General features: G+C 63.8%; 25 protein-coding genes. 6 read left to right on the top strand and 19 right to left on the bottom strand.

Annotation, left to right across the window (positions count from 1 at the left end):
* The first annotated feature begins 36 nt into the window (after positions 1 to 36).
* Positions 37 to 1,947 (top strand): aminodeoxychorismate synthase component I, encoded by a 1,911-nt coding sequence (gene pabB / locus KAK11_RS06805; protein ID WP_210807539.1) that lies wholly within the window; start codon positions 37 to 39, stop codon positions 1,945 to 1,947.
* Here the strand turns inward: pabB and KAK11_RS06800 are convergent.
* Together KAK11_RS06800 and tsaE are read right to left on the bottom strand one after the other, a co-directional pair.
* Entirely contained in the window at positions 1,902 to 3,266 is a 1,365-nt protein-coding gene (locus KAK11_RS06800) for an N-acetylmuramoyl-L-alanine amidase (RefSeq protein WP_210807537.1), read from the bottom strand. The two genes, pabB and KAK11_RS06800, sit on opposite strands and share 46 nt — an antisense overlap.
* A complete protein-coding gene (gene tsaE / locus KAK11_RS06795) occupies positions 3,263 to 3,751 on the bottom strand; it encodes a tRNA (adenosine(37)-N6)-threonylcarbamoyltransferase complex ATPase subunit type 1 TsaE (RefSeq protein WP_210807999.1) in 489 nt (162 codons plus the stop codon). Before tsaE ends, KAK11_RS06800 begins: the two co-directional genes overlap by 4 nt.
* Here tsaE and queG point away from each other — a divergent pair.
* Positions 3,743 to 4,843 carry a tRNA epoxyqueuosine(34) reductase QueG gene (gene queG, locus KAK11_RS06790; protein WP_210807535.1) on the top strand — a complete coding sequence of 367 codons (1,101 nt, stop codon included), beginning with the start codon at positions 3,743 to 3,745 and terminating at the stop codon, positions 4,841 to 4,843. The two genes, tsaE and queG, sit on opposite strands and share 9 nt — an antisense overlap.
* On the opposite strand, the gene KAK11_RS06785 is transcribed toward queG, so the two are convergent.
* On the bottom strand, positions 4,840 to 5,742 hold the full coding sequence (locus tag KAK11_RS06785) for an AEC family transporter (protein ID WP_210807533.1): 903 nt from the start codon (positions 5,740 to 5,742) through the stop codon (positions 4,840 to 4,842). The genes queG and KAK11_RS06785 overlap by 4 nt on opposite strands.
* Before the next feature lie 56 nt (positions 5,743 to 5,798).
* On the opposite strand from KAK11_RS06785, the gene xerD reads away from it, so the two are divergent.
* On the top strand, positions 5,799 to 6,740 hold the full coding sequence (gene xerD, locus KAK11_RS06780; RefSeq protein WP_210807531.1) for a site-specific tyrosine recombinase XerD: 942 nt from the start codon (positions 5,799 to 5,801) through the stop codon (positions 6,738 to 6,740).
* A 70-nt stretch (positions 6,741 to 6,810) separates the two neighbouring features.
* Here the strand turns inward: xerD and KAK11_RS06775 are convergent, their stop codons facing one another.
* Positions 6,811 to 7,743, bottom strand: a complete 933-nt coding sequence (locus KAK11_RS06775; protein WP_210807529.1) for a porin — start codon at positions 7,741 to 7,743, stop codon at positions 6,811 to 6,813.
* A 209-nt stretch (positions 7,744 to 7,952) separates the two neighbouring features.
* Between KAK11_RS06775 and KAK11_RS06770 the strand changes: the two genes are divergently transcribed.
* Positions 7,953 to 8,552, top strand: coding sequence for a MarC family protein (locus KAK11_RS06770; protein ID WP_210807527.1), 600 nt, complete (start codon positions 7,953 to 7,955; stop codon positions 8,550 to 8,552).
* Between the two features lie 66 nt (positions 8,553 to 8,618).
* Here KAK11_RS06770 and KAK11_RS06765 read toward each other — a convergent pair whose 3' ends face one another.
* The 3 genes from KAK11_RS06765 to KAK11_RS06755 form a co-directional block, all read right to left on the bottom strand.
* Complete coding sequence (locus KAK11_RS06765; RefSeq protein WP_210807525.1) at positions 8,619 to 9,371, bottom strand: amino acid ABC transporter permease; 753 nt, start codon at positions 9,369 to 9,371, stop codon at positions 8,619 to 8,621.
* A gap of 29 nt (positions 9,372 to 9,400) precedes the next feature.
* Positions 9,401 to 10,282, bottom strand: coding sequence for a basic amino acid ABC transporter substrate-binding protein (locus KAK11_RS06760; RefSeq protein WP_210807523.1), 882 nt, complete (start codon positions 10,280 to 10,282; stop codon positions 9,401 to 9,403).
* A gap of 160 nt (positions 10,283 to 10,442) precedes the next feature.
* Positions 10,443 to 11,231, bottom strand: a complete 789-nt coding sequence (locus KAK11_RS06755) for a ferritin-like domain-containing protein (protein WP_210807521.1) — start codon at positions 11,229 to 11,231, stop codon at positions 10,443 to 10,445.
* Between the two features lie 35 nt (positions 11,232 to 11,266).
* On the opposite strand from KAK11_RS06755, the gene hslO reads away from it, so the two are divergent.
* On the top strand, positions 11,267 to 12,226 hold the full coding sequence (hslO, locus tag KAK11_RS06750) for an Hsp33 family molecular chaperone HslO (RefSeq protein ID WP_210807519.1): 960 nt from the start codon (positions 11,267 to 11,269) through the stop codon (positions 12,224 to 12,226).
* Here the strand turns inward: hslO and KAK11_RS06745 are convergent.
* The 12 genes from KAK11_RS06745 to KAK11_RS06690 all read right to left on the bottom strand — a co-directional run bounded on the left by KAK11_RS06745 (position 12,200) and on the right by KAK11_RS06690 (position 24,331).
* Complete coding sequence (locus KAK11_RS06745; protein ID WP_210807517.1) at positions 12,200 to 12,901, bottom strand: AAA family ATPase; 702 nt, start codon at positions 12,899 to 12,901, stop codon at positions 12,200 to 12,202. The genes hslO and KAK11_RS06745 overlap by 27 nt on opposite strands.
* Entirely contained in the window at positions 12,894 to 13,532 is a 639-nt protein-coding gene (gene pnuC / locus KAK11_RS06740) for a nicotinamide riboside transporter PnuC (RefSeq protein WP_210807515.1), read from the bottom strand. Before pnuC ends, KAK11_RS06745 begins: the two co-directional genes overlap by 8 nt.
* A gap of 26 nt (positions 13,533 to 13,558) precedes the next feature.
* Positions 13,559 to 13,837 (bottom strand): cell division protein FtsB, encoded by a 279-nt coding sequence (ftsB, locus tag KAK11_RS06735; RefSeq protein WP_210807513.1) that lies wholly within the window; start codon positions 13,835 to 13,837, stop codon positions 13,559 to 13,561.
* Positions 13,838 to 13,882: 45 nt separating this feature from the next.
* Positions 13,883 to 15,166: a phosphopyruvate hydratase gene (gene eno / locus KAK11_RS06730; protein ID WP_210807511.1), complete on the bottom strand. Its 1,284-nt coding sequence runs from the start codon at positions 15,164 to 15,166 to the stop codon at positions 13,883 to 13,885.
* A 102-nt stretch (positions 15,167 to 15,268) separates the two neighbouring features.
* On the bottom strand, positions 15,269 to 15,559 hold the full coding sequence (locus KAK11_RS06725) for a DUF1330 domain-containing protein (RefSeq protein ID WP_210807509.1): 291 nt from the start codon (positions 15,557 to 15,559) through the stop codon (positions 15,269 to 15,271).
* Positions 15,556 to 16,410 (bottom strand): 3-deoxy-8-phosphooctulonate synthase, encoded by an 855-nt coding sequence (kdsA, locus tag KAK11_RS06720; protein ID WP_210807507.1) that lies wholly within the window; start codon positions 16,408 to 16,410, stop codon positions 15,556 to 15,558. Before kdsA ends, KAK11_RS06725 begins: the two co-directional genes overlap by 4 nt.
* Positions 16,411 to 16,413: 3 nt before the next feature.
* Positions 16,414 to 18,075 carry a CTP synthase gene (pyrG, locus tag KAK11_RS06715; protein WP_210807505.1) on the bottom strand — a complete coding sequence of 554 codons (1,662 nt, stop codon included), beginning with the start codon at positions 18,073 to 18,075 and terminating at the stop codon, positions 16,414 to 16,416.
* 392 nt (positions 18,076 to 18,467) lie between these two features.
* Positions 18,468 to 19,013 carry a GrpB family protein gene (locus KAK11_RS06710; RefSeq protein ID WP_210807503.1) on the bottom strand — a complete coding sequence of 182 codons (546 nt, stop codon included), beginning with the start codon at positions 19,011 to 19,013 and terminating at the stop codon, positions 18,468 to 18,470.
* A gap of 123 nt (positions 19,014 to 19,136) precedes the next feature.
* Positions 19,137 to 19,937, bottom strand: coding sequence for an alpha/beta fold hydrolase (locus KAK11_RS06705; RefSeq protein WP_210807501.1), 801 nt, complete (start codon positions 19,935 to 19,937; stop codon positions 19,137 to 19,139).
* The gene (locus KAK11_RS06700) at positions 19,937 to 20,761 is read right to left on the bottom strand and encodes a proteasome-type protease (RefSeq protein WP_210807499.1); all 825 of its coding nucleotides are present in this window, start codon (positions 20,759 to 20,761) and stop codon (positions 19,937 to 19,939) included. Before KAK11_RS06700 ends, KAK11_RS06705 begins: the two co-directional genes overlap by 1 nt.
* A 13-nt stretch (positions 20,762 to 20,774) precedes the next feature.
* Positions 20,775 to 23,372, bottom strand: a complete 2,598-nt coding sequence (gene mutS, locus KAK11_RS06695; RefSeq protein WP_246498502.1) for a DNA mismatch repair protein MutS — start codon at positions 23,370 to 23,372, stop codon at positions 20,775 to 20,777.
* 14 nt (positions 23,373 to 23,386) lie between these two features.
* Positions 23,387 to 24,331: an inositol monophosphatase family protein gene (locus KAK11_RS06690; RefSeq protein ID WP_210807497.1), complete on the bottom strand. Its 945-nt coding sequence runs from the start codon at positions 24,329 to 24,331 to the stop codon at positions 23,387 to 23,389.
* A 210-nt stretch (positions 24,332 to 24,541) separates the two neighbouring features.
* On the opposite strand from KAK11_RS06690, the gene KAK11_RS06685 reads away from it, so the two are divergent.
* Positions 24,542 to 25,279: an RNA methyltransferase gene (locus KAK11_RS06685; protein ID WP_210807495.1), complete on the top strand. Its 738-nt coding sequence runs from the start codon at positions 24,542 to 24,544 to the stop codon at positions 25,277 to 25,279.
* The last annotated feature ends 112 nt before the right edge of the window (positions 25,280 to 25,391 follow it).

Here is a 25,391-nt window from a genome sequence, read left to right as displayed (position 1 = left end):
ATTGCCCTTTAATGGGCTTGAAGAGATGAGTGTGCTTTGAAGAGAGTCGATGCCGAGGTTTGGGCCCTGCTGGACGACAGCGCAGAGGGCCGCAGCCGTCTCTACACCGAGTTTGTGCGCGAGCACCGCTGCGTGCTGCCCCAAGAGCTGGAGGCCGTCTGGGCACAAGTGGCCGCAGATCAAGAGGGCGGCCTTCATGCCGTGCTGCTGGCCGACTATGAGTGGGGCGTGGCCTTGCAGCGTGGTGTTGCCTCGCAGGCGCAGGCGGGGGAGCCTGCGCCTGCGCCTGCGCTGCGCGTGATGATGTTCGCTCGCCAGCAAACCCTCGATGAAGCCGGGACGGCGGCATGGCTGCAAGCCCATGACAGCGGCCACGCCACGCCCAGTGCTGCAGGGCCGTTGAGCTTGAGCCCCAGCGTGGACGAAGCGGCCTATGTGCAGGCCGTCCAGGCCGTGCAAGAGGCCATTCGCCAAGGCATCAGCTACCAGGTCAACTTGACGTATCGGGTCCACGGCGCCTTGCATGGCTCGCCCGTGGCGCTGTATCGCCGCCTGCGCGCGCGCCAGCCCGTCGCCTATGGTGCGCTGATCCTCTTGCCCGAAGGCGGCGAGGTGCTGTCGCTCTCGCCGGAGCTGTTCTTGCGCCACCAGCAGGGCGTGTTGACCGCCAAGCCCATGAAGGGCACAGCCGCGCGACAAGTTGACGCCCTGGAGGACGCCCGTGTCGCCGCCGCCCTGCAGCAAGACCCCAAGAACCGGGCCGAAAACCTGATGATCGTGGACCTGCTGCGCAACGACATCGGCCGCATCGCCCAGACCGGCAGCGTGCAGGTGCCGGCCCTCTTCACCATTGAGCCCTATGCCACGGTCTATCAAATGACCTCGACCGTGCAGGCCCGCCCCCGGCCGCAAGTGACCTTCCCCGATGTGCTGCGGGCCACCTTTCCCTGTGGGTCCATCACCGGGGCGCCCAAGCATCAAACCCTGGCGCTCATCGAGCAGTTAGAAACCACGCCGCGCGGCCTGTACTGCGGCGCCATCGGTTGGGTCGCCCCGCCCACTGCGGGGCAAGCCTTGGGTGAGTTTTGCCTCTCTGTGGCCATCCGCACCTTAGAGGTCGGGCCACTGCAGGCCCCCATCGGCACGCGCCCGCTGCGCTTGGGGCTGGGCGCCGGCATTGTGTTGGACAGTGTGGGCGCGGATGAATGGCAAGAGTGCCAACACAAAGCCCGCTTTCTGACCGATGTGGACCCGGGCTTTGAGTTGTTTGAAACCCTGAGGATTGAGGGCTTGCCGCAGCAGCCTCAGGCGCAGCTGCACGACGCTCATCTGGCGCGCCTGGCCCGCAGTGCGCAGGCCTTGGGCTTTGCATGGCCTGAGCACGACGTGGACGCAGCGTTGGACCAAGCCTTGGTGGACTTGACTCGAAACCCAGCAATCACCACGCCCCAAGCACGCCTGCGCATGAGCTTGAACCACCGCGGCGCGGTGACGATCCACACCGAGCCTTTGCCCGATCTACCGCCAGGCCCGGCGCTTTTGAGCCTCAGCCCGCTGCGCCTGCCCAACGCTCAGCCCCTGGCCGCCCACAAAACCACCCTCCGCCAGCACTACGACGCAGCCGTGCGCGAGGCCATCGCCCAAGGCCAGTTTGACCAGTTGTTTGTGACCGAGGGTGGCTGGCTCACCGAAGGCGGGCGCAGCACGGTGTTGGTCAAGTTGCACGGCCAGTGGTGCACTCCGCCCGTGGCCGACGGTGCGTTGCCCGGCGTGGCCCGCGCCCAGGTCTTGGCGCAAGGCCTTGAAGGGCAGCCTGTGCTGGAGCGTCGCCTCTGGGTGCAAGAGCTGGAGCAGGCCCAGGATTGGCGCGTCTGCAATGCGCTGCGCGGGGTGCTGCCGGCTCAGCTGGTTCGGTTGCGCGACAGCGGCGGGTTCTTGGCGAAGTAGCGCTCTACGCCCAAGAAGATGGCCTCGACCAGGCGTTCTTGATACTCGGGGTCGCGCAGGCGCTGCTCTTCGGTGGGGTTGGAGATGAAGGCGGTCTCGACCAGGATGGACGGGATGTCTGGGGCTTTGAGCACCGCAAAGCCGGCTTGCTCGACATCGCGCTTGTGCAAGCGGCCCACTTTGCCGATGTTGCGCAGCACTTCTGAGCCCACGCGCAGGCTGTCCTTGATCTGCGCAGCCGTGCTCATGTCCAGCAGTGCTTTGAGCACCTGCTCATCTTTGACGTTGGCGTTCACGCCGCCCACCATGTCGGCGGCATTCTCCTTCTTGGCCATCCAGCGCGCAGCAGCGGAAGAAGCACCGCCCTGGCTCAGCGCAAACACGCTGGCGCCTCGCGCCTCGGGCGTGAAGAAGGCGTCGGCGTGGATGGAGATGAAGAGGTCGGCCTGCACCCGCCGGGCTTTGTTGACGCGGTCGTAGAGCGGCACGAAGAAATCGGCGTCTCGCGTCATCACGGCCCGCATGCCGGGCTTTTTGTTGATGCGGTCGCGCAGTTGCAGCGCGACTTGCAGCACCACGTCTTTTTCTTTCAATCCGCTCGGGCCAATGGCGCCGGGGTCTTCGCCGCCATGGCCGGGGTCGATGGCGACGATGATCAGGCGGTTGATGCGGTCTTTGAGCTCGCGAGAGGGTGGCGGCGGGGGGGCGGGTGTCTGCAGCGGCGCTGTGGGTGCCGCAGCGCCTAGCCCCGGGGCGGGCAGCGTGCCCGTAGGCTTGGGCGGTGTGACCTGCAGCGGCTTGTCCACCCGCCCGATCAGCTCGCCCAGCGCATCTTGCACCGATTGCGCGGCTTCTCGCTCGGCTTGTGCCTTCTCGGCCACCAGGGCCACCATGGGGTCGGTCGCTTGGGTGGGGTAGAGATCAAACACCAAGCGGTGCTGGTAGGCCGCCACCGGCATCAAGGTGAACTGCTCTGGGCGTACGCTTTGCTTCAAGTCGAAGACCAGTCGCACCACGCGGGGCTGGTTCTGGCCCACGCGCACGCCGGCGATGAAGGGGTCGTCGGGCCGAACCTTCCCCACCAGCTCGCGCAGGGCGGGGCTGAGCTCCAAGTTCTCGATGTCGATCACCAAGCGTTCGGGGTTCTGGGCCATCAAATGCTGGGCGGCCAGCGGGCGGTCAGACTCGATCGTCACGCGGGTGTAGTCGGCGGCGGGCCAAACGCGCACGGCGACGATGGACGCCCCATAGGCGAGTTCTGCGGCGCCCAGACTGAGCACCAAAAAGGGGACTTGTTTCAGGGCTTGGCGGCGCTTCATCGCAGCAACTCCTGGCCACGCGGTGTCAGGGCTTGCAGCGTCACTGTGCGGCTGTCATCCGCCTCCATCTGCAAGCCAATGCGCAAGTCGGGTGGGGGCAGGCGGCCGGCGACCTTCTCGGCCCATTCACAAAGCTTGAGGCCTGGGGCTGCGAAGAGCTCTCGAAAGCCCGCGTCTTCCCATTCATCGGGGCTTTCAAAGCGGTAGAAGTCGAAATGAGAGACGGCCAGCGGGGGCAGGCCCGGCCGCTCAAGCTCGTACAGCTCCACCACAGCGTAGGTGGGGCTTTTGATGCGGCCTTGGACGCCCAGGGCGCGCAGGAGGTGGCGCACAAAGGTGGTTTTGCCTGCACCCAGCGTGCCTTCCAGTTCTAGTGTGGCATCCGCCAGGGCCGCATTCCGGGCTAAAGAGGCGGCAAAAACCTCGCAGGATGATTCATCCGGCCAGTGTTGCGTACGGGTTTCTAGAATCGGCGTATGAGTCAAGGAAGCAGCGAAGGCAAGGTGGACCCAGCAGAAGCGCTGTTGGCATGGCTGCGAGACAGCGGGCGCTCCTTGGGATTCTCCCAGATTGGCGTGGCCGATGTGGACTTGCGTCATGCAGAACCTGGCTTACTGGCTTGGCTAGAGGCGGGCTTTCATGGGCAGATGCACTATATGCAGGCGCATGGGCTCAAGCGCGCGCGCCCGTCTGAGCTGGTGCCTGGCACGCTGCGGGTGATCACCGCGCGCATGGACTATCTGCCGCGCAGCACGCCGGAAGGCTGGCAGGCGGTGGAGTGGCGGCGCTTGAGCGAGCCCCAGCAGGCGGCGGTGTCGGTCTATGCCCGAGGACGCGACTACCACAAGGTCTTGCGCAGCCGCCTGCAAAAGCTAGCCGAGCAATTGGCCCAGAAGCTTGGGCCGCTGGGCCACCGCGCCTTTACCGATTCGGCTCCGGTGCTGGAGGTGGAGCTGGCCCAACGCAGCGGCCTGGGTTGGCGCGGCAAGCACACGCTCACGCTGGCGCGTGAGGCGGGCTCCATGTTCTTCTTGGGCGAAATCTTTGTGGATGTGCCGCTGCCACTGACCGCACCGGTCAGCGCCCATTGTGGCCAGTGTGAGGCCTGCATCGGCGCGTGCCCGACCGGCGCCATCGTGGCGCCTTATCGCCTGGATGCGCGGCGCTGCATCTCCTACCTGACGATTGAGCATGAGGGGCCGATTCCGGTGGAGATGCGGCCCTTGATGGGCAACCGCATTTACGGCTGTGATGACTGCCAGCTCATCTGCCCCTGGAACAAGTATGCCCAGCGGGCCAGCGTGGCGGACTTTGATGCGCGCCCCGCGCTGCAGGCGCCCAGCTTGGCGCCACTGTGGCAATGGGACGAGGCGACCTTTTTGCGCCACACCGAGGGCAGTGCCATTCGCCGCATTGGCCACGAGCGCTGGCAGCGCAACTTGGCGGTGGCCATGGGCAATGCGCTGGCGCTGGCCGACGACCCTGGCTTGCGAAGCGCGCTCGCAGCGTCCTTGCCCCAGGCCAGCCCACTCCTGGCCGAGCACATCACTTGGGCGTTGGCACAGACAGCGCGTTAACGCAGGGTTTCGAGGGCCCACAGCGCCGTGGGCAGGCCGACCATGGCCAGCAAGGTGGAGAGGCTGACCAAGCCCGCCACGTAGCTGCCTTGACCTCCCATGCGGGTGGCCAGCACATAGGCGCTGGAGGCGGTGGGCAGGGCGGCAAAGGCCACCACCACGGTTTGTTGGCCTGGGGGGAGGTCGGCCATCAAGACCAAGGCCAGCGCCAATGCGGGCAAGACAAAGTGGCGTATGCCCAAGAGGCCGGCAGCCAAACGAGGGGCTTCACGCAGTGCCCCCATGCGCAGGCCTGCGCCCACGGCCATCAGGCCCAGGGGCAGGGCGGCTGCGCCCATGCGAGACAGGGTGATTTGCATCACCTCCGGCACCGGCAGGCCGCTGAGGTTGGTGGCGAGGCCCGCCACGGTGCCAATGATCAGCGGGTTGCGCAGCAGCTCGCGCCCCAGCGACTGCCCGCCTTGGCGCGCCAGGGGCCAAACGGCGGCGACGTTGCAGATGGGCACGCACAGCGCAATCAGCAGCGCCATCCAGGCCACAGACTGCGCGCCGCCCAGGCGTTCGGCCAGGGCCAGTGCCACATAGGAATTGAATCGAAAGGCGGTTTGCGCCCCAGACGCATGGGTGACCGCGCTGACCCCCGGCCAGTGCGCCAAGCTGTAGGCAATGGCAATGCCGCTGGCCACCACGGCCAGGCCACAACCCGCCAGCATCACCATGGCGCCGGGCTGAATGGGCTGGCGCACGATGGCCACAAACAGCAGGGCCGGAAACAAGAGGTAGTAGACCAAACGCTCCACACCGTCCCACACAGGGCGGTCTAGGGGTGTGTGGCGGCAAATGAAAAAACCCGCTGCAATCAGCAAGAAATCGGGCAGTAGCAGCATGGCGTGGCTCATGCGGACAGTGTGCCAGCCCCAGCGTGGCGGAGGGCTGTGTAGACTGCGTACACGCCATGAGTTCAGTCGCCCCTCCCGCCATCGACAGCCCTGCGGCAGCCCTGCCGCCGGACGGCCTGATCGACACTTTCATGGATGCCTTGTGGCTTGAAGACGGCCTGGCTGCCAACACCTTGGCGGCCTACCGGCGCGACTTGAGCTTGTTGTCGCAGTGGCTGCGGGGCGAGCAAGGGCCGACGAAGACGCTGGCGCAGGTGTCAGAGGCGGATCTGCGAGCCTACTTGCTGGCCCGCCATGCCAGCAGCAAGCCCACCACGGCCAACCGGCGCTTGGCGGTGTTTCGCCGCTTTTACCGCTGGGCCTTGCGAGAGGCCTTGGTCAGCAGTGACCCCACGCTCAAGCTGACGGGCGCGCGCCAGCCCTTGCGGATTCCCAAGACCTTGAGTGAGGCGCAGGTGGACGCCCTGATGCAGGCGCCAGACGTCAACACGCCGCTGGGCTTGCGGGACCGCACCATGCTGGAGCTGATGTATGCCAGTGGCCTGCGGGTGAGTGAGCTGGTGGAGTTGGCGACCATTCGCGTGGCCCTGGCCGAAGGGGTGGTCCATGCTCACGGCAAAGGGGCCAAGGAGCGCTTGGTGCCCTTTGGTGAGCAGGCGCGGGACTGGCTTCAGCGCTACCTCGCGGAAGCCCGTAACGAGATTTTGAGTGGCCAGCAGAGCCCGGCCTTGTTTGTGACAGCCCGCGGCGGGCCGATGACGCGGCAGATGTTCTGGACTTTGGTGAAACGCCATGCCTTGGCTGCCGGCATCACCCAAGCCTTGTCGCCGCACACCTTGCGGCATGCCTTCGCGACACATTTACTGAACCATGGGGCCGACCTGCGCGCGGTGCAGATGTTGCTGGGCCACGCGGACATCTCCACCACCACCATCTACACCCATGTGGCGCGGGAGCGCCTCAAGACCTTGCACGCCCAGCATCACCCCAGAGGTTGAGGCAACGCGCGGGCAAAAAAAACTGGCCCGAAGGCCAGTGGGGTGTGAGCGAGCGGCCTGGCCGCTGCGATCAGAAGTTGTGGCGAACGCCGAAAGCCACGGCGCTGAGGTTGCCCTTGGAGTACATCTTCAGCTTGTCGTCGTCCCCCACGCGGGTGTAGAAGGCATAGACCTTGGTCCGCTTGCTGAGGTTTTGATTCACGCCCAGAGTGATCTGGTGAGCGCTGGAGCCAGGCAGGCCCTTGACGTCGCTGGCTGCACCCACATTGGCATGCAACTCGGTCGCGCCCATGGTGTACTGAGCGGCCAAGCGATAGTTGGTGCGGTTGCCGCCGAGCACGTTGTCGCGCTGGACATAGCCGCCGACGACCACAGGCCCCATTTCATACAAGGCACGAACGGCGATTTGCTTGTCATCGCCCAGCTTGCTGAAGCCAGCACCCAGGTGCAGCTTGCCCATGTCGTAGTTGGCGGCCAGGTCGAGACCACGGTCGCCTGCGCTGTTGGCTTCTTGGACAGCCAGCTCAGCAACGAAACCACCCATGGTGGGCGTGCGGTAGGCCACTTTGCGGGCGCCGTTGAAGCCATTGGCGTCGTTGTACAGGCGGTCCGCCGAGGTGCCGGTGTCATGGTTGTGCATGCTGACGTAGTCAGCGGTGGCGAAATAGGCTTCGCTGGTGAAGGTGCCCAGGCGGATCATCCCGAACGAGCCGCTCAGGTTAACTTCGGCTTGACGGCCCCAGAAGGTGCTGGACGCAGCACCATTGGCAGGGTTGAAACCGTGCTCGATCTGGAAGCCAGCCTTCAGGCCGCCGCCCAGGTCTTCCACGCCCTTGAAGCCGATGCGTGAGGAGTTGTTCACCAAATCGTTGGTGGTGACGGAGCCGTCCTTGCTGCGCTCCAAGGTCACGTTGAGGCGACCGTAGATGTTGACGCTGCTTTGTGCAAAGGCGGGCGCAGCCATGGCGGTGGCCAATGCTGCAAGGGTAACGAGCTTGTACATGTAGTTCCTCCTGAAGGTGAGATCCGGTAGCACGATCGTGGCCGAGAGTTCCCAGGGTGAAACTCTCGTTGCTGATGCGCTAACGTGGCAGTTTAGGTCTGGCAAGCAAAAAAGTTGGCAGAAAAGATATTCCTGCGGGCCTTAGTGTGTCTAGATGTTGCCATGTTGCAACGAGTAGTGCATCCCTAAGGTGACTGACAATGCGGGGGATGGACCACACCTTTGTTTCTGCACTTGTTCTGCTGCTGCTGGTGCTTGACCCCTTTGGCAGCCTCCCCATCTTCATCAGCGTGATGCGTGGCGTCGCTCCTGAGCGACGAACCCGCGTGGCTCTGCGGGAGGTCAGCATTGCGTTCAGCGTCTTGCTGGCGTTTATGTTCGCGGGGCAAAGCTTTCTGAATTTGATGCACCTGTCCGAGCGCTCGCTCGAGGTTGCTGGGGGCGTGATCTTGCTGATCATTGCCATCCGCATGATCTTTGCCACCGGCGGCGAAATTTATGCCAATGACGGCGACCGCGAACCCATGATCTTTCCGCTGGCTGTCCCGCTGCTGGCAGGGCCTTCGGCCATGGCGACGGTGCTGCTGCTGGCTTCGCGTCAGCCCGAGCGCATCACGCATTGGATCGCGGCGCTGACGTTGGCCATGGCCATCAGCGGCTTGGTCTTGTTGCTGGCCGACCGCATTCGCAAACTCTTGGGCACGCCCATGGTCTCGGCCATTGAGAAGCTGATGGGGCTGGTGCTGACGGCCATTGCCGTAGAGATGATCTTGGCGGGGCTCAAGCGTTACTTCTTTGACCCTCTCTGACGCGACAAGCCTCAAAGAAAAAACGGCAGCCTAGGGCTGCCGTTTTGCCGTGGGCCTTGGGTCCGGTCAGCGGCCGCGCAGATGAGCAGGCGCTTCGAGGCGCTGGGCCAAGGTGGAGAGCACCAGGGTCAGGACCAAGTACATGGCCGAGATGGCCAGATAGGGCTCCCAGTAGCGCGAATAAGCGCCGGCCACCGTACGTGCAGCCAATGCCAACTCGGCCAAGCCAATGGCCGAGACCAAGGAGGAATCCTTGATCAGCGTGACCCCCTCGTTGACCAAGGCAGGCACCATGCGGCGAAAGGCCTGCGGCATGATCACAAAGCGCATCGCTTGGCCGTGGGTGAGCCCCAAGCTCCAGGCGGCTTGCGTTTGGCCGGTGTGAATGCTTTGAATGCCAGCCCGGAAGATCTCCGAGATATAGGCCCCCGCATTCAGCGACAGCGCCACCGCGCCAGAGAAGAAGGCCCCGTGCTCCTGACGGAACTCACGGGCCAGCTCACCGGACAACAGCAGGCCGTGCTCTGGGTGAACCAGCGCCGGCATGACCGCAAAGTGCACCAGCAGGATCTGAACGAACAAAGGCGTGCCGCGAAAGAAGGTCACATAGGCCGTGGTCAGGCCGCGTGCCAGCTTCAGCAGCAGGTTCAATGGTTCAGACTTGAGCGGGGGCGCATCGCGCGAGCTGCTGATCAGCCCCAAGACCGCGCCGAGTGCCAAGCCCACCACAATGGCCACTAATGTGAGCTCTATCGTGGTGAGCAAGCCCTCCATGAACAAGGGCCAATAGCCCGAAAGAATGTCCCAACGTAAGTCCATGTGAGCTCTTTTCTGGCGCGTTCAGGCGATCAGTTGGAGGCTGCGGAGGCCGGAGCCGCCGAGGCTGCTGCCGCAGCAGGCTCTGTGCCGAAGGTCTTCTTGTAGATGGCGTTGTACGTGCCATCGGCCTTCACAGCCGCCAAGCCCTTGTTGATCTGGGCCAGCAATTCAGCATTGCCCTTCTTCACAGCGATACCGTATTGCTCAGGCGCGAAGGACTTGGTGTCCGACACGGTCTTGAACTTGGCGCCGGCGTTGTTGGCCACATAGTGAATCACCACGCCATTGTCAGCGACCACGGCGTCCACGCCACCGGCTTCCAGCTCTTTCAGAGCCAGCGGGGTTGATTCAAAACGCTTGATGGTGGTGGCCGTCTTGCCTTGCAGCTTGGTGACCACTTCGTCGCCGGTGGTGCCGGTTTGCACGCCGACCTTCAGCTTCTTCAGGTCGTCGAACTTAGCGACCTTGGAGTTTTCTTTGACGGCGATGAGCTGGTTCGCATCGAAGTAGGGGTCAGAGAAATCCATGGTTTGCTTGCGCTCGTCGGTGATGGTGATCGAGGAGATCAGCACATCGCGGTCGCCTTGGCCCAAGGCATTGAAAATACCTTCCCAAGGGGTGTTGACGAACTTGACCTTGAAGCCACCCTTCTCAGCCACGGCATTCAGCAGGTCGACCGAGAAGCCGACGATTTCACCCTTCTCGTTTTGGAACTCGAAGGGGGCGTAGGCGGCATCGGTGCCCACGGCGTAGACCTTGGCCGGTGCGGGCTCAGCCGCCGAAGCCGGAGCCGATGCGACCGGAGCCGATGCTGCGGGAGCGGGTTCCTTCTTGCCGCATGCAGCCAGCACCAGGCCAGCGACCAACATGCTGGCAACCTTCAGGAATTGACGGGTGTCTTGACGAGCCATGAGAGTCCTTCAACAAAGATAAGAGTGACGGAAAAAACGTCGACCCTCCAGTGTATGCCTGTGTCCCAGGCTTTGAGCAGAGGGCGGGTTGGGGTTGTCCTGGGGTTTTGGCAAGGCTGAACGAGGCGCGCGCCTGTGCCGGGCCTGCTTCAGCTTGGCCTCAGGCTTGATCGAGCCGACTCAGCTCTTCTTCACTGAAGCCGGCCGCGCGACGGGCCTCTAGGTTGAAGGGCTTGCGCAAACGCGGGGCTGCGTGGGTGCGCGCCAATTCCGCATAGGTTTGCAAGGGGTCGAGCTGAGCTTGCTGGCACAACCAGGCATACCAGCGATTGCCAATGGCGACATGGCCGACCTCGTCGCGCAGGATGATGTCCAAGATGGCGGCGGCTCGGTGGTCTCCCATGTGCCTAAACTTGGTTTGCACAGCGGGCGTGGCGTCCAGCCCCCGAGCCTCTAAGGTCCGGGGCACCAGGGCCATGCGAGCCAGCACATCCTGGGCTGTGCGCTCAGCCATGGACCACAAACCGCCGTGGGCTTCGAAGTCGCCGTAGTCAAAGCCCAGGCTTTGCAGATGTTCACGCAGCAGGCTGAAGTGCAGAGCTTCTTCATCGGCCACTTGCAGCCAATCCAGGTAGTAGCGCTCGGGCATGCCCGCAAAGCGCCAGATGGCATCGAGGGCGAGATTGATCGCGTTGAACTCGATGTGGCAGAGTGCATGTACCAAGGCGGCTCGGCCCTCGGGCGTGCGCAGCGAGCGCTTGGGGACGGCGGTGTGATCCACCCACACGGGTTGGGCCGGTCGCCCTGGCAAGGGGGCATCGCAGTGCAGGGCGGCGGCGGTGTCCAGCGTCAGGGTGGAAGCATCCCTTCGCAAAACTTGGGTGCGAAGGACTTTTTGGCCTGGGTCGGGCTCGCACAAGGCGGCCAGAGCGCTGGTTCGGAGTTCCATCTTTAAAATTATCAATCCTCCCCCATATCACCCCCATGAGCGAACTCCATAAATTTCTCTTCGAAGGCCTGCCCGTGCGTGGCATGTTGGTGCGCCTGACCGACTCATGGCAAGAAGTGCTGCGCCGCCGCGAGGCTGCTGGCGCCTATCCGCAAGAAGTGTCTGCCCTGCTGGGGCAAATGAGCGCGGCCGCCGTGCTGATGCAGGCCAACCTGAAATTCAACGGCGCCTTGATTTTGCAGATTCATGGCGACGGCCCTCTCAAGCTGGCCGTGGCTGAAGCGCGCAGTGACCTCGACTTTCGGGCCACCGCCAAGGTCATGGGCGAGGTGCCGGCCCAGGCCGGTTTGGGGGACATGCTGAACGTCAGCGGCCAAGGCCGCTGTGCCATCACGCTCGACCCGCAAGATCGACTCCCCGGCCAGCAGCCGTATCAAGGGGTGGTGCCACTGAACGGTGGGGATGGTCAGTCTTTGAGTCAGCTCTCTGAGGTGCTGGAGCAGTACATGCGCCAGTCCGAGCAGTTGGAGACGCGCTTGGTCTTGGCTGCCGATGGTCAACTGGCCGCCGGCTTACTGATCCAGCGCCTGCCGCTGGAAGGCCAGGGCAATCTGGAGGGCACAGGGGCAGTGAGTTCGCCCGAAGATGCGGCGGAGTCCTTCAACCGCATTGCCCACTTGGCCGCCACCCTGAGCCAAGAAGAGCTGTTGACCTTGGATGCCGACACGGTGATGCGGCGCTTGTTCTGGGAAGAAGATGTGCGGCGCTTTGAACCGCTGAAGCCACGCTTTGCCTGCACCTGCTCGCTGGAGCGCGTCCAACACATGCTCCAAGGCTTGGGCCAAGAAGAGGCGGTGGGGGTGGTGCAAGAGCGCGGCGAGATCGAAGTGGGCTGCGATTTCTGCGGCCAGCACTATCACTTTGATGCGGTGGACGTGGCCGCACTCTTCACCCCCGAGGGCGAGACCTTAGCGCCTACCCGCACCTTGCATTGACGCTGGCTGCCGAAGGGCGTGTTCGCACTCGGGGCTGTCGCAGTCGCACAGCCAGGGCCACGCCGGCGCTTCGGCGTCGCGCAGGGTCAGTCGGGTGAAGAGACCCGGCTTGCGGCCCGCCTTGTGGTCTCGCAACAGGGGGCTGATGGCGTCCAGGGCGGCGTCCACGCGCGCAGTGCCTTGGCCACGGATGACCACGAAGTCCAGGCCGCCTTGCAGCAGCAAGTGGCGCAGCCGCGCGTCGACGGGCTCGCGCACATGCGGGCCCTCTCGCTGCAGGCCATCGGCCACCCAGGGCAAGTCCAGCCCCGTCAGTAAAGTGAGGCTGCAGTGCTGACCGTGCCATTGCAGCGCGGCGGCATCCAGCTCATTGCTTGCAAACACCTGCCAGTGATAGACGGCTGTCATCAGTGGCGTGGTGTCCGCGAGGACCACATCGTGCGTCTCGCGCGCTGCTTCAATGGCGGTGCTTTGCAGCCGCACGATCTGGGCTTGCTCGTGCTGAAGCGGCGTGCGCTGGTGCTCGTCGCACCAACTGCGCAGTGCCTCCGGCACCCAAGTGCACCTCAGGCCCGTGGCTTCGGCCAATTGATCGGCCAGGGCGGCCGCCAGGGTGCTCTTGCCCGTGGATTCGGCGCCGACCAGGGCGATCACCTGCCCCAACGCATCAGGCATGGGCTTGGCCTTCTAGGCGTTGCCATGCCCGCCAACCTTGCAGCGCCATCAGCGTGAACAAGCTGTACAAAATGACCGTCAGCCACAGGCCCTTGGTGGCAAACAAGGCGATGCTGACCAGGTTGACGGCGACCCAGGTCGGCCAGTTCTCAATGCGTTTTTGCGCCAGCAAGAACTGGCCCGTCAAGCTGCCCACCGTTGGCAAAGCATCTAGCCAGGCGACGTCTGAACTGGTGTAGGTGCTCAAGGCCCACGCCAAGGCGGGCCAAGCGGCCAAGGTGGCCAGCAGCGCAGTGAGGCGCTGCCGGGGGCTCAAGCGAGAGACTTTCAGGGCCTCGGCCTCGTTGTGCCGGCCCTTGAGCCACTGGTGCCAGCCCCAAAAAGCCACGACGATGAACACGACTTGCAGCCCCGCTTCGCCAAAGAGCTTGAAGTGGGCGAACAGCAGGCCATAAAGCGCCGAGCTGAGGATGGCCAGTGGCCAAGCCACCGGGTGGACGCGCATATTGGCCACCACCATCACCAAGGACAGGACGAAGGCGATGAGCTCGGCTGCGGTGACGTCACTGCCCCAGAGCGAAAACAGAGGCCTCAGCAGCGGCGCGGTGGCCTGCAACAGGCTGTCCAACATGGCGTGAATGAACGAAAGGGTGGGGCTCAGCGGCTGCCAGGCGCCACCACCACCAAGACTTCGTCGGGCTTGATCATGCCCATGTCGAGACGGGCTCTCTCCTCGACGATCTCGACACCGTCTTTCAGGTCAGCCACTTCGGCCATCAGGCGCTCGTTGCGCGCGCGGGCCTCATCATTGCGTGCGCGCTGCTCGGTCAACTCCGAGCGCAGCGACATCACATGCGGCACGCCCCCTTTGCCAAACCAAAGCTCGGCATGCACCAGCAGCAGCAAGGCGGCAAAGACGAAGGGGACGATGCGCATAGGTTTGGATTGTGCCGCAGCGCTGAAGCGCTGCGGCACACCTCATCAACGCAGGTTGTAGAACGCGTCGCGGCCGGGGTAGACGGCCACATCGCCCAGGTCTTCTTCAATGCGCAGCAACTGGTTGTACTTGGCCATGCGGTCCGAGCGCGACAGCGAGCCGGTCTTGATCTGGCCTGCATTCAAGCCCACCGCGATGTCGGCGATGGTGGAGTCTTCGGTTTCGCCCGAGCGATGGCTGATGACGGCGGTGTAGCCGGCACGCTTGGCCATCTCGATGGCGGCGAAGGTTTCGGTCAAGGTGCCGATCTGGTTGATCTTGATGAGGATGGAGTTGGCGATGCCCTTCTCGATGCCTTCCTTCAGGATCTTGGTGTTGGTGACGAACAGGTCGTCGCCCACGATCTGCACCTTCTTGCCCAAACGGTCGGTCAGCACCTTCCAGCCGTCCCAGTCGCTTTCGGCCATGCCGTCTTCGATGGAGACGATGGGGTACTTGTCGCACCAGGTGGCCAGGATGTCGGTCCACTCGGTGGCAGTCAGCGTCAGGCCTTCGCCTTCCAGGTGGTACTTGCCGTCTTTGTAGAACTCGCTGGCGGCGCAGTCCAGGCCGATGGCGATCTGTGTGCCGGCGGTGAAGCCCGCTTTGTCGATGGCTTCCAGGATCAACTGAATCGCGGCTTCATGGCTGGGCAGGTTGGGCGCAAAGCCGCCTTCGTCGCCCACGGTGGTGCTCATGCCCTTGGCATCGACCAACTTCTTCAAGGCGTGGAAGACTTCGGCGCCGTAACGCAGGGCTTCGCGGAAGCTCGGTGCGCCCACAGGGATGATCATGAACTCTTGCAAGTCCAGGCTGTTATTGGCGTGGGCACCGCCATTGATGACGTTCATCATCGGCACGGGCAATTGCACCCCACCCATGCCACCGAAATAGCGGTAGAGCGGCAGGCCAGCTTCTTCAGCCGCGGCGCGGGCCACGGCCATCGAGACGGCCAGCATGGCATTGGCGCCCAGGCGGCTTTTGTTGTCGGTGCCGTCCAAGTCGATCAAGGTCTTGTCCAGGAAGGCTTGCTCGCTGGCGTCCAGGCCCAACACGGCTTCGCTGATTTCGGTGTTGATGTTCTGCACCGCCTTCAGCACGCCCTTGCCCAGGTAGCGGCTCTTGTCGCCGTCACGCAGCTCAATGGCTTCACGCGAGCCGGTGGAGGCACCCGACGGCACGGCCGCACGGCCCAAAGTACCGCTTTCCAGCAGCACGTCGCATTCAACGGTGGGGTTACCGCGGCTGTCCAGCACTTCGCGGCCGACGATATCAACAATGGCGCTCATGACTTACTCACTCCGTGATTGAAAAAACTATTCGGCGCGCAGGATGCCGTAAATCCGTTACCTGCGTGCATCAATGTCGTGTCATCAAAATTCAGGCTCGCTTCACGCGACACCATCGACCACCACCATGCGCATCACCCCCGCGCCTTCGCGCAGCGTGCGGGCGTGGCTGTAGGTTTGGCTGGTGTAGAAGGCCTTGGCGGCGTCTCGGCTGGCGAACTTCAGCAAGACCAAGCGCGACGGCGTCCACGGGCCTTCCAGCACCTCAAATTCGCCCCCGCGCACCAGCACCTCGGCGCCATGCTCTTGCATGGCCTTGGTCGACCATTCCCGGTACTTGGCCATCTTCTCGGCGTCGGTCACGGTCACATCGGCAATGATGTAGGCGCTCATTGGAAGTTGTCCTCCAACAGGGGCTGGCTCTTGACGACCTTGTCGAGCTGCACCAGCGTTTCGAGCAGCGCTTGCATTTTGCCCAGCGGCACCGCATTCGGGCCGTCCGACCAGGCTTCAGCGGGCTTGGGGTGCGTCTCCATGAAGAGGCCCGCCACACCGGCTGCCACGCCGGCACGGGCCAGCACCGGCACCATCTCGCGGGCGCCACCACTGCTGGTGCCTTGTCCTCCGGGCTTTTGCACCGAGTGGGTCACGTCAAACACCACCGGGGCGCCCGACTTGCGCATCTCGGCCAGGCTGCTCATGTCAGCCACCAAGTTGTTGTAGCCAAAACTCACACCGCGCTCGCAGGCCAAGAAGCGGTCTTCAGACAGGCCTGCCTCACGCGCAGCGGCGCGGGCCTTGTCGACCACATTCTTCATGTCCCAAGGGGCAAGGAACTGGCCCTTCTTGATGTTCACCGGCTTGCCGGACTTGGCCACGGCGCGGATGAAATCGGTCTGGCGGCACAAGAAGGCGGGTGTCTGCAGCACATCCACCACGCTGGCCACGGGCTCGACTTGGGATTCGTCGTGCACGTCCGTCAGGATGGGGAGTTGCAACTGCCGGCGCACTTCCTCCAGCACCTTCAAGCCCTTGTCCATGCCCAGGCCGCGCGGGGTGTTGCCCGAGGAGCGATTGGCCTTGTCGAAGGAGCCTTTGTAGATCAGCGGGATGCCCAGCGGCGTGCAGATCTCTTTGAGCCGGCCCGCGACCTCCAGCGACATCTCCAAGCCCTCGATCGAGCAAGTGCCTGCGATCAGGAAAAAGGGCTTGTCGAGTCCAACCTCGAATCCACACAGCTTCATGGCTCAGCCCTTTGCTTGTTGGCGCGCGGCTTGGTGATCCAGCGCTGCCCTGATGTAGCTCTTGAACAGCGGGTGACCATCCCAGGGGGTGGACTTGAATTCCGGGTGGAATTGCACGCCCACATACCAGGGGTGAACGTCGCGCGGCAGCTCCACCATTTCGGTGAGCTTTTCGCGCTGGGTGATGGCCGAGATCACGAGCCCCGCTTCTTGCAAGCGGTCGAGGTAATGCTCGTTGGCTTCATAGCGGTGGCGGTGGCGCTCGGTGACTACCGGGCCGTAGATGTCATGGGCCAGCGTGCCGGCCTTCACATCCGAGCTTTGCGCGCCCAGGCGCATGGTGCCGCCCAGATCCGAGTTGGCATCTCGCTTTTGGATCGAGCCATCGGCATCTTGCCACTCGTCAATCAGCGCGATGACCTTGTGCGGTGCATCGGGCTCGAACTCGGTGGAGTTGGCGCCTTCCAGACCAGCCATGTGGCGGGCGTACTCAATGGTGGCGACCTGCATGCCAAGGCAAATGCCCAAGTAAGGCAGCTTGTGCTCGCGGGCAAAGCGTGCGGCGCTGATCTTGCCCTCCACACCGCGCTTGCCAAAGCCGCCGGGCACCAGCACCGCATCAAACTTGGCCAATTGCTCGGCCGCGTTCTCGTCGGTCAGGGTCTCGGAGTCCACGTAATTGATTTTGACGCGCACATGGTTGTGCAGGCCAGCATGGCGCAGCGCCTCGTTGAGCGACTTGTAGCTGTCCGACAGGTCGGTGTACTTGCCGCACATAGCGATATTGACTTCGCCCTTGGGGTTCTCGACTTCGTGGACCAGGTTGTCCCAGGTCTTGAGGTCGGCCGCTTTGGTGTGCAGGGCCAGCTTGCGGCAGATCAGGTCGTCCAGGCCTTGCTCATGCAACACGCGTGGCACTTTGTAGATGGTGTCCACGTCCCACATCGAGATCACGCCGTGCAGGGCCACATTGGTGAAGAGAGAAATCTTCTCGCGCTCTTCCACAGGCACTTCAAAGTCGGCGCGGCACAGCAGCGCATCGGGCTGGATACCGATCTCGCGCAGCTTTTGCACGGTGTGCTGGGTCGGCTTGGTCTTCAGTTCACCAGCGGCCTTGATGTAGGGCACATAGGTGAGGTGGACAAAGGCGCAGTTGCCGGGCTGCTTGAGACTCAACTGGCGCACGGCTTCCAAGAAGGGCAGGGACTCGATGTCGCCCACCGTGCCGCCAATCTCCACGATGGCCACGTCCACCGCCTCGGGTGTGTCAGCACCCGCGCCGCGCTTGACGTACTCTTGGATTTCGTTGGTGACATGGGGGATGACCTGCACGGTCTTGCCCAGGTAGTCGCCGCGGCGTTCTTTTTCCAGCACCGACTTGTAGATCAGGCCGCTGGTGAAGTTGTTGCTGCGCTTCATCCGGGTGGTGATGAAACGCTCATAGTGGCCGAGGTCGAGGTCGGTCTCCGCGCCGTCGTCGGTGACGAAGACTTCGCCGTGCTGGAACGGCGACATCGTGCCCGGATCGACGTTGAGGTACGGATCGAGCTTGATGAGGGTGACTTTGAGACCGCGCGATTCCAAAATCGCAGCCAACGAGGCCGACGCGATGCCCTTGCCGAGCGAGGACACCACACCGCCGGTGACGAAGACGTACTTGGTCATGGGATGAGGCCACTGGCGGCTCTCAAAAACGGAGCGGCGCAGGAATGCCGTGGTGGTAAAGCGCGATTATAGGCAAGGTGGGCGGAGGGCTTGGATGGCGACCACTTTTGTGGGCTGGTCAGGCGCTTGAGCTGGTGTGTCGACGTGCTGTCCTATTGGGTGGGACATTGAGGGCAATGGTCGGAGCAATCCGCTCGCCAAGAGGCCTGCGGCGACTGCCGCCGCTCATGCCAAGGTCAGAGACCTTGGCCTTCTCCAGGCATGAACAGCCCTCAGGGCTATTCATGTCCGGGATCAGTCCTCCGCCGTCGGCTGCGCCGCCGTCTCCCCCTTTACTTCGCTTTGGCAGTCACCGCAGGCCTCGTGGCTGGGGTGGGCGCTTAGTCTGGTCGCTAGCCGTCGCTTTGGCTAGGCGTCGGCAGACCGAAGCGCAAGGCCTCAGCAAGTGTTTTGGTCACGAACTCAGACTTCGCCAAGGAATATCTCTCCTGGGACTCAAGCGTCTCGCCGTCGTGTACGGCGGCAAGCGCAGACTTCAGTTGCGCGTAGTCCGCAGCCACATCCGAATGGAGACGCAGATACTCCCGAAAGGCGAGGTGATGGCACTCCTCCTGGGAACCCGCCACACACAAATGCACATGATGCGTGCTGGGCCAGATCCCAGGCTTCGTAAAGAAGGGGTACACCTGGTCGAATTCCCCAAGGTCCACATGCAGATAGCCGAGGGCAGCCATTTCTGCCAGAAGCGTCGCTCTCGGCTCTAGCGATGCGAATGACACCTGAATGTCGATCACGGGCTTTGCGGCCAAACCTGGGACGGATGTGGAGCCGACATGGTCGATACGGATCGCGCGATCGCCGAACTGTTGGCGGAGAAGCTTGGCCTCTTCGGCGAATGCTCTTTGCCATTCGAGCCGATAGGGGATGATCTCGATCATTGCTTCAGCTCTCCTAAGGTCGGGAGGCGCCCAAGCCGTCCCTACATGCTCGCTTAACTCACTGCCCCCTCGGAGACTTGTGACTCAGCCATAGGTCGGCCAAACCGCAATCCAATTCGCCGTTCACCCCATGCTCCCCAGCAACTTCAACACCTCCGCCGCCGTCGCCTCCGGCTGCTCCATGGGATAAAGATGCCCGCCTTCGAACTGGACAAAGCGCTCTTTGGCCATGGCTTTGGCGGTGGCGACACCGCCTTGGCGCATTTCTAGGCTTTGGGTGCCGGCGATAAAGCCCACCGGGCACTGCGGGGGGTGCTTGGCCAGCAGCGGGCCTAGGTGGTGGGGCAAGGTGTTGTAGATGGAGGTTTCGACGTCGCGCTGAAAGCCCAGTTCGATATGGCCGGCGACGTCGTCAAACCCAGTGTTGACATAGTCGCGCAGCACGCGGTCATCCCAGCGGGCAAAGGCGGACTTGCTTTTGAAGTGCTCGTAAACCGCTTCACGATTCGGCCATTGGTAACGGCGTTTTTGCGAGACTTTACCTGGAGAGACCCTGCCGATCAGGCGGCTGTGCTTGAGCACTTGCAGGCTGTGCGCCCGCCAGCCGGTGATGACAGGGGAGTCCAGCATCACCAAGCCTGCCGCCAGGTCTGGTCGGCGGCAGGCCGCCAAGAGGCTGAGCAGGCCACCCAAGGAGTGGCCGACCAGATAGACCTTGCCTGGGGCGTTCTCGCTGATGAAGTCGAGCAACTGGTCGCGCAGCGCACGCCAGTTGCTGGCCACCGGGTAGCGCGGGTCGTGGCCGAATCGCTCGACGGCCAGTACTTGATAGCCTGCCGCGCGCCACTGCTCGAACATCACCCGATAGGTGCCTGCGCCAAAGCCGTTGGCGTGGGAGAAGACAATGGTGCGCGTCGTGCTCATCAGACAATCCGCTCGTCAGGCGTGGTGATCTTGCGCATGGGCTCGAAGCGGGCGCTCTCGGCCAGCAAAGGGTGGGCTGCATCGCCGCCGTCCCAGCGAGGATCTTCGATGGCTTCAAAGACTTCGCGCAAGCGCTCGCCCCAGGTGGTGCGGATCATCTTGAAGTACGGGTTGTGCTCGTCGATGACGGCAATGCGCTCGCTCTTCAGCGTGCCTTCTTCATAGACCAGCAGGTCCAGCGGCAAGCCCACCGACAGGTTGGACTTGAGGGTGGAGTCCATGGACACCAGGGCGCATTTGGCGGCTTCGTCTAGCGGTGTGGTGGGGGTCAGCACGCGGTCCAGAATCGGCTTGCCGTACTTGCTCTCACCCACTTGGAAGAAGCAAGTCTCGCGCGTGGCTTCGATGAAGTTGCCGGCCGAATAAACCAGGAACAAGCGCATGGCCTCACCGGCGATCTGGCCACCGAAGATCATGCTGCAGTTGAAGTCGATGCCTGCAGCCCTCAGGGCGGGACCGTCTTGCTCATGCACGCGGCGCACTGCCGAGCCCAGCACCCGAACAGCGTCAAACATGCTCTTGGCGTTCCAGATGGTGATGGGCTCATCATCGCCGTTAGGAATCTTTTCAACCTGCAGGATCTCTCGCACCGATTGCGAGATGCTGAGGTTGCCCGCGGAGAGCAGCACCATGAAGCGCTCACCGGGCTTCTCATAGACCATCATCTTGCGAAAGGTGCTGATGGCATCCAGGCCCGCGTTGGTGCGCGAGTCAGACAAAAACACGAGGCCGGCATTCAGGCGTACGCCCACACAGTAAGTCATGAGGTGGCTCTTGCTAAGAGGTTTGCAGTTTCTTGAGTCGGTACAGCGCGTCCAGCGCTTCACGGGGGGTCAGGGCGTCGGGGTCGATGTGGCTCAGCGCCTCGTCAAGCTCTGAGCGGGCCGCAAGCACTGGTGCAGGCGGCGGCGCAAACAAATCGACTTGCGCATCGCCCGCGCGCGATTGAGTTTCCAGGGCTTGCAGCGTGGCCCGGGCTTGCCGCACCAAGCCGGGCGGCATGCCGGCCAGGCGCGCCACTTGCACACCATAGCTGCGGCTGGCAGGGCCGGGCTCAATGGCATGCATGAAGACGATGTCTTCGCCGCTCTCCACGGCCCCCACGTGCACGTTCAGCGCGCGCTCGTGTTGGCGCGGAAACTCGGTGAGCTCGAAGTAGTGGGTCGCAAACAAGGTGAAGGCCTTGTTGCGGTCGTGCAGGTGGGCGGCGATGGCGGAGGCCAGCGCCAAGCCGTCGAAGGTGGAGGTGCCGCGGCCGATTTCATCCATCAAGACCAGCGAGTGTTCAGTAGCACTGTGGATGATCTGGGCGGCTTCCGTCATCTCCAGCATGAAGGTGGACTGCGCGTTGGCCAGGTCATCCGCTGCGCCAATGCGCGTGTGGATGGCGTCCAGTGGCCCCAATCGGCAGCATTTGGCGGGCACAAAAGAGCCCATGGCCGCCAGCAGCGCGATCAGCGCCACTTGGCGCATAAAGGTGCTCTTGCCGCCCATGTTCGGCCCGGTGATCACCAGCAGCTTGGTGCGCGCGTCGAGGCGGCAATCATTGGCAATGAAGTCGCCCGCACCCGTCTCGGCCAAGCGGGCTTGCACCACAGGATGGCGGCCGGCTTCGATCTCGATGCAAGGGTGGTTCACAAACTCCGGGCGGCACCAGTCCAGCGTGGTGGCGCGCTCGGCCAAGGCGGCCAGCGCGTCAATGGTGGCCAGCGCGCGGGCCAGCGCGGCCAGCGGCTGCAAAAAGCCCTGCAGGCTGTCCAGCAGTTGCTCGTAAAGCCATTTCTCGCGGGCCAAGGCGCGGTCTTGGGCCGAGAGCGCCTTGTCCTCGAAGGTCTTCAGCTCGGGCGTGATGAAGCGCTCGGCGTTTTTGAGGGTTTGGCGGCGCTGGTAGTCGCTGGGAATGCGGTCCAGCCCGCTGCTGGTCACCTCAATGTAGAAGCCGTGCACCTTGTTGAACTGCACGCGCAAATTGCCAATGCCGGTGCGGGCGCGCTCGCGGGTCTCCAAGTCGATCAAAAACGCATCGCAGTTTTGCCCAATGGCCCGCAGCTCGTCCAAGTCTGGGTCCAGCCCCGTGGCAATCACGCCGCCGTCACGCACCTGCACGCCCGGCTCTTCGGCCAAGGTGCGCTGCAGCAGGGCTTCGATGGCGGGGTCGGGCGTCAGGTCGGCACGCACAGCGTCCAACAGCTCCACACCCGGCGGGATCAGGCGCAGCAACACCGGCAGGGCTTGCAAGGTGTGGCGCAGCCCCGCCAGCTCGCGCGGGCGCACCTGGCGCAGGGCAATGCGGGAGGTGGTGCGCTCTACGTCGCTGATGTGCTTGAGCGTGTCGCGCAGGGTGCCAAAGCCTTGGGCCATCAGCTCGGTGATGGCGGCATGGCGCTGGGCGGCCAGCGTGCGCTCGCGCAAGGGGTGGGTCAGCCAATGGCGCAGCGCCCGGCTGCCCATGCCGCTGGCGCAGGTGTCCAGCAAGGAGAGCAGGGTGGGCGAGCGCTCGCCACGCAGGGTCTCCGTCAGCTCCAAATTGCGGTGCGTGGCGGGTGGCATCTCCAGCAGGTCGGTGGCGCGCTCCACCGTCAAGGTGTGCACATGCGCCAGGGCGCGGCCTTGGGTGTGTTCGGCAAAAGAGAGCAGTGCAGCCGCCGCCGCATGGGCGGTGCTCAGCTCTTGGGCATTGAAGCCCACCAGTGAGGCCACGCCCAGTTGCTCGCACAGTTTGCGCAGGCCCAGGCCCGCATCAAACTGCCAAGCTGGGCGTTGGGTGCGGGCGGCTTTGAGTTGGCGCAGGGCGGCGGGTTGCTCTTCGCGGTCAACCAGCACTTCGGCCGGGGCCAAACGGGCCAGCCAAGAGCCCAGCTCACGCTCGCCGCACTCGGCCAAGCCCAACTGCCCGCTGGCCAAACCCAGCCACGCCAAGCCATAGGTGTTGCGATGGCGCGAGAGGGCCAGCAGCAGGGTGTCGCTGCGCTCGTCCAGCAGCTCGGTGTCGGTGATGGTGCCGGGCGTGACCACCCGCACCACTTTGCGCTCCACCGGGCCTTTGGCTGTGGCCACATCGCCGACCTGCTCGGCAATGGCCACCGCCTCGCCCATCTTGATGAGCCTCGCCAGATAGCCTTCGACCGAGTGCACGGGCACACCGGCCATCACCACCGGCTCGCCGCCGCTGGCGCCGCGTGTGGTCAGGGTGATGTCGAGCAGGCGATGTGCTTTGCGCGCGTCGTCAAAAAACAGCTCGTAAAAATCGCCCATCCGGTAGAAGAGCAGGGTCTCGGGGAACCCTTCCTTCAGCCGGAAGTACTGCGCCATCATCGGCGTGTGGCCGGCGTAATCGGCAGGCCCTGGCTGGGGGCTGTGCGGTTTGCTCACCATGCTGGCCGCGGCGCTCAGAAGGGTGCGTCGTCGCCTTCGGGGGCTGCGGGCGCGGCGGACTTGCGCAGGCGAATGGGCTTGCGGGCCAAGGCGGCCTCAGGGGTCAGCTCTGGGGTTTCGGGGGCTGCAGGGGCGGCCGCTGGCTCATCCGAGATGATGCGGGTGTAAGGCGACAGCAGCTTGACCAGTTGACCGTAAATCTTGGGGTTGCCGGCCACCACTTCGCGTTGGTGCAAGAAGTCCGACTCGCCGGTGAAGTTGCCAATCAAGCCGCCAGCTTCGGTGATGATCAGAGAGCCTGCAGCAATGTCCCAGGGCGAGAGGCCAGTCTCGAAAAAGCCGTCGTAATTGCCGGCGGCCACATAGCAGAGGTCCAAGGCGGCGGAGCCGGGGCGGCGCAGGCCGGCGCAATGCGGCATCACGGCCTCAAACATCTTCAGGTAGCGCTGGAAGTTGTCGCCCTTGCGGAAGGGAAAGCCCGTGCCGATCAAGGAGTCGGACAGACGGGTGCGCTTGGAGACGCGCAGGCGCTTGTCGTTCAGGTAGGCGCCGCGCCCCTTGGAGGCCATGAACAGGTCGTTGCGCGTCGGGTCGTAGACGACGGCTTGCTCGATCTTGCCGCGGAAGCTCAGGGCGATGGAGACACAGTAGACGGGGAAGCCGTGGATGAAGTTGGTGGTGCCATCCAGGGGGTCGATGATCCAGACGAAATCGCTGTGCCGCGAGCCGTGTTCGCGCCCCGATTCTTCTGCCAAGATGCCGTGGCCTGGGTAGGCGGTCAGCAGGGTTTCAATGATCGCGGCCTCAGCGGCTTGATCGACTTCGGTCACGAAGTCATTGGGCGCCTTGGTGTTGATCTTGAGCAGGTCCAGGTCCATGGACGCCCGGTTGATGATCCCCCCGGCTGTGCGAGCCGCCTTGATGGCGATGTTGAGCATGGGGTGAAGGGCTTGGGACATGGTGTGACCTGGACAGCAAGTGCTGCAGGCACACGCACACCGCTGGTGGGGCGTGGGCGCACTGCAGACGTTCAAGAAAGGGGCTAGCGGGGACCAAAGAGCGACAGCACCGGCACATCGACGTGGACTTCACGTGGCTTGAGCAGACAATAGAAGCCCGCTCGGCTCAGTACTAACCCGCCATTTTAGCCGCCCCAGGCCGTTTTTGTCATGCCCCATTCTCCAATCAGTTCGGCGACATGCGCCACCCGCTTTGTGTTGGTGGGCACCAGCCACCCTGGCAATGTGGGGGCGGCGGCCCGCGCCATGAAGGTGATGGGCTTTGCTGACCTGGTGCTGGTGCAGCCGCGCTTTGCCAACGTGCTCTCGATGGAGGAGACCGTGGCCATGGCCAGCGGCGCGGCGGATGTGCTGACCCGCGCCCGCATTGTGGACAGCGTGCCCGAAGCGCTGGAGGGCATCAGCCATGTCTGCGCCACCGCCATGACGCCGCGCGACTTTGGTCCCCCCACGCGAGCGCCGCGCCCGCACTTCCCCGAGCTCGTCGCGGCCGGCCACAGCGTGGCCTTTGTCTTTGGGAGTGAGCGCTATGGCCTCTCCAATGACGATGTTTACCGCGCTCACACCTGCCTGAGCATCCCGACTGCGCCGGGCTACGGCTCGCTGAACTTGGCCCAAGCGGTGCAGGTCGTGGCCTACGAATGGCGACAGGCGCTGGGGAGCTTCGACGTGGAAGAGCGCACCAAGGCGTCTCAGTGGGCTGACGCGGTGGCCGTGCAAGGCGCATTGAAGCACTGGGAAGAGGTCTTGGTGCAGGTCGGCTTTCTGGACCCGGCGGCACCCAAAAAGCTGATGCCGCGGCTGCAGCAATTGCTGAACCGCCAGACACTGACCACCGAAGAGATTCACATCTTGAGGGGGATTGCGCGGGCTGTGCAGCGCCGCTGAAGGGCTCAGGCATGGCAGCAGGGCCTCTGCAGCCCTGCGCGGCGCCTGCTGCGCGTTGGAGTGCGCGCCTGCGCACTTTCTGCCCCGCGGCTACACTCACCGCCCGGCCTCT

The sequence above is a fragment of the Ideonella paludis genome, from assembly GCF_018069865.1.
Taxonomy (GTDB): domain Bacteria; phylum Pseudomonadota; class Gammaproteobacteria; order Burkholderiales; family Burkholderiaceae_C; genus Ideonella; species Ideonella paludis.
This window is presented reverse-complemented; position numbering and strand designations above follow the sequence as displayed.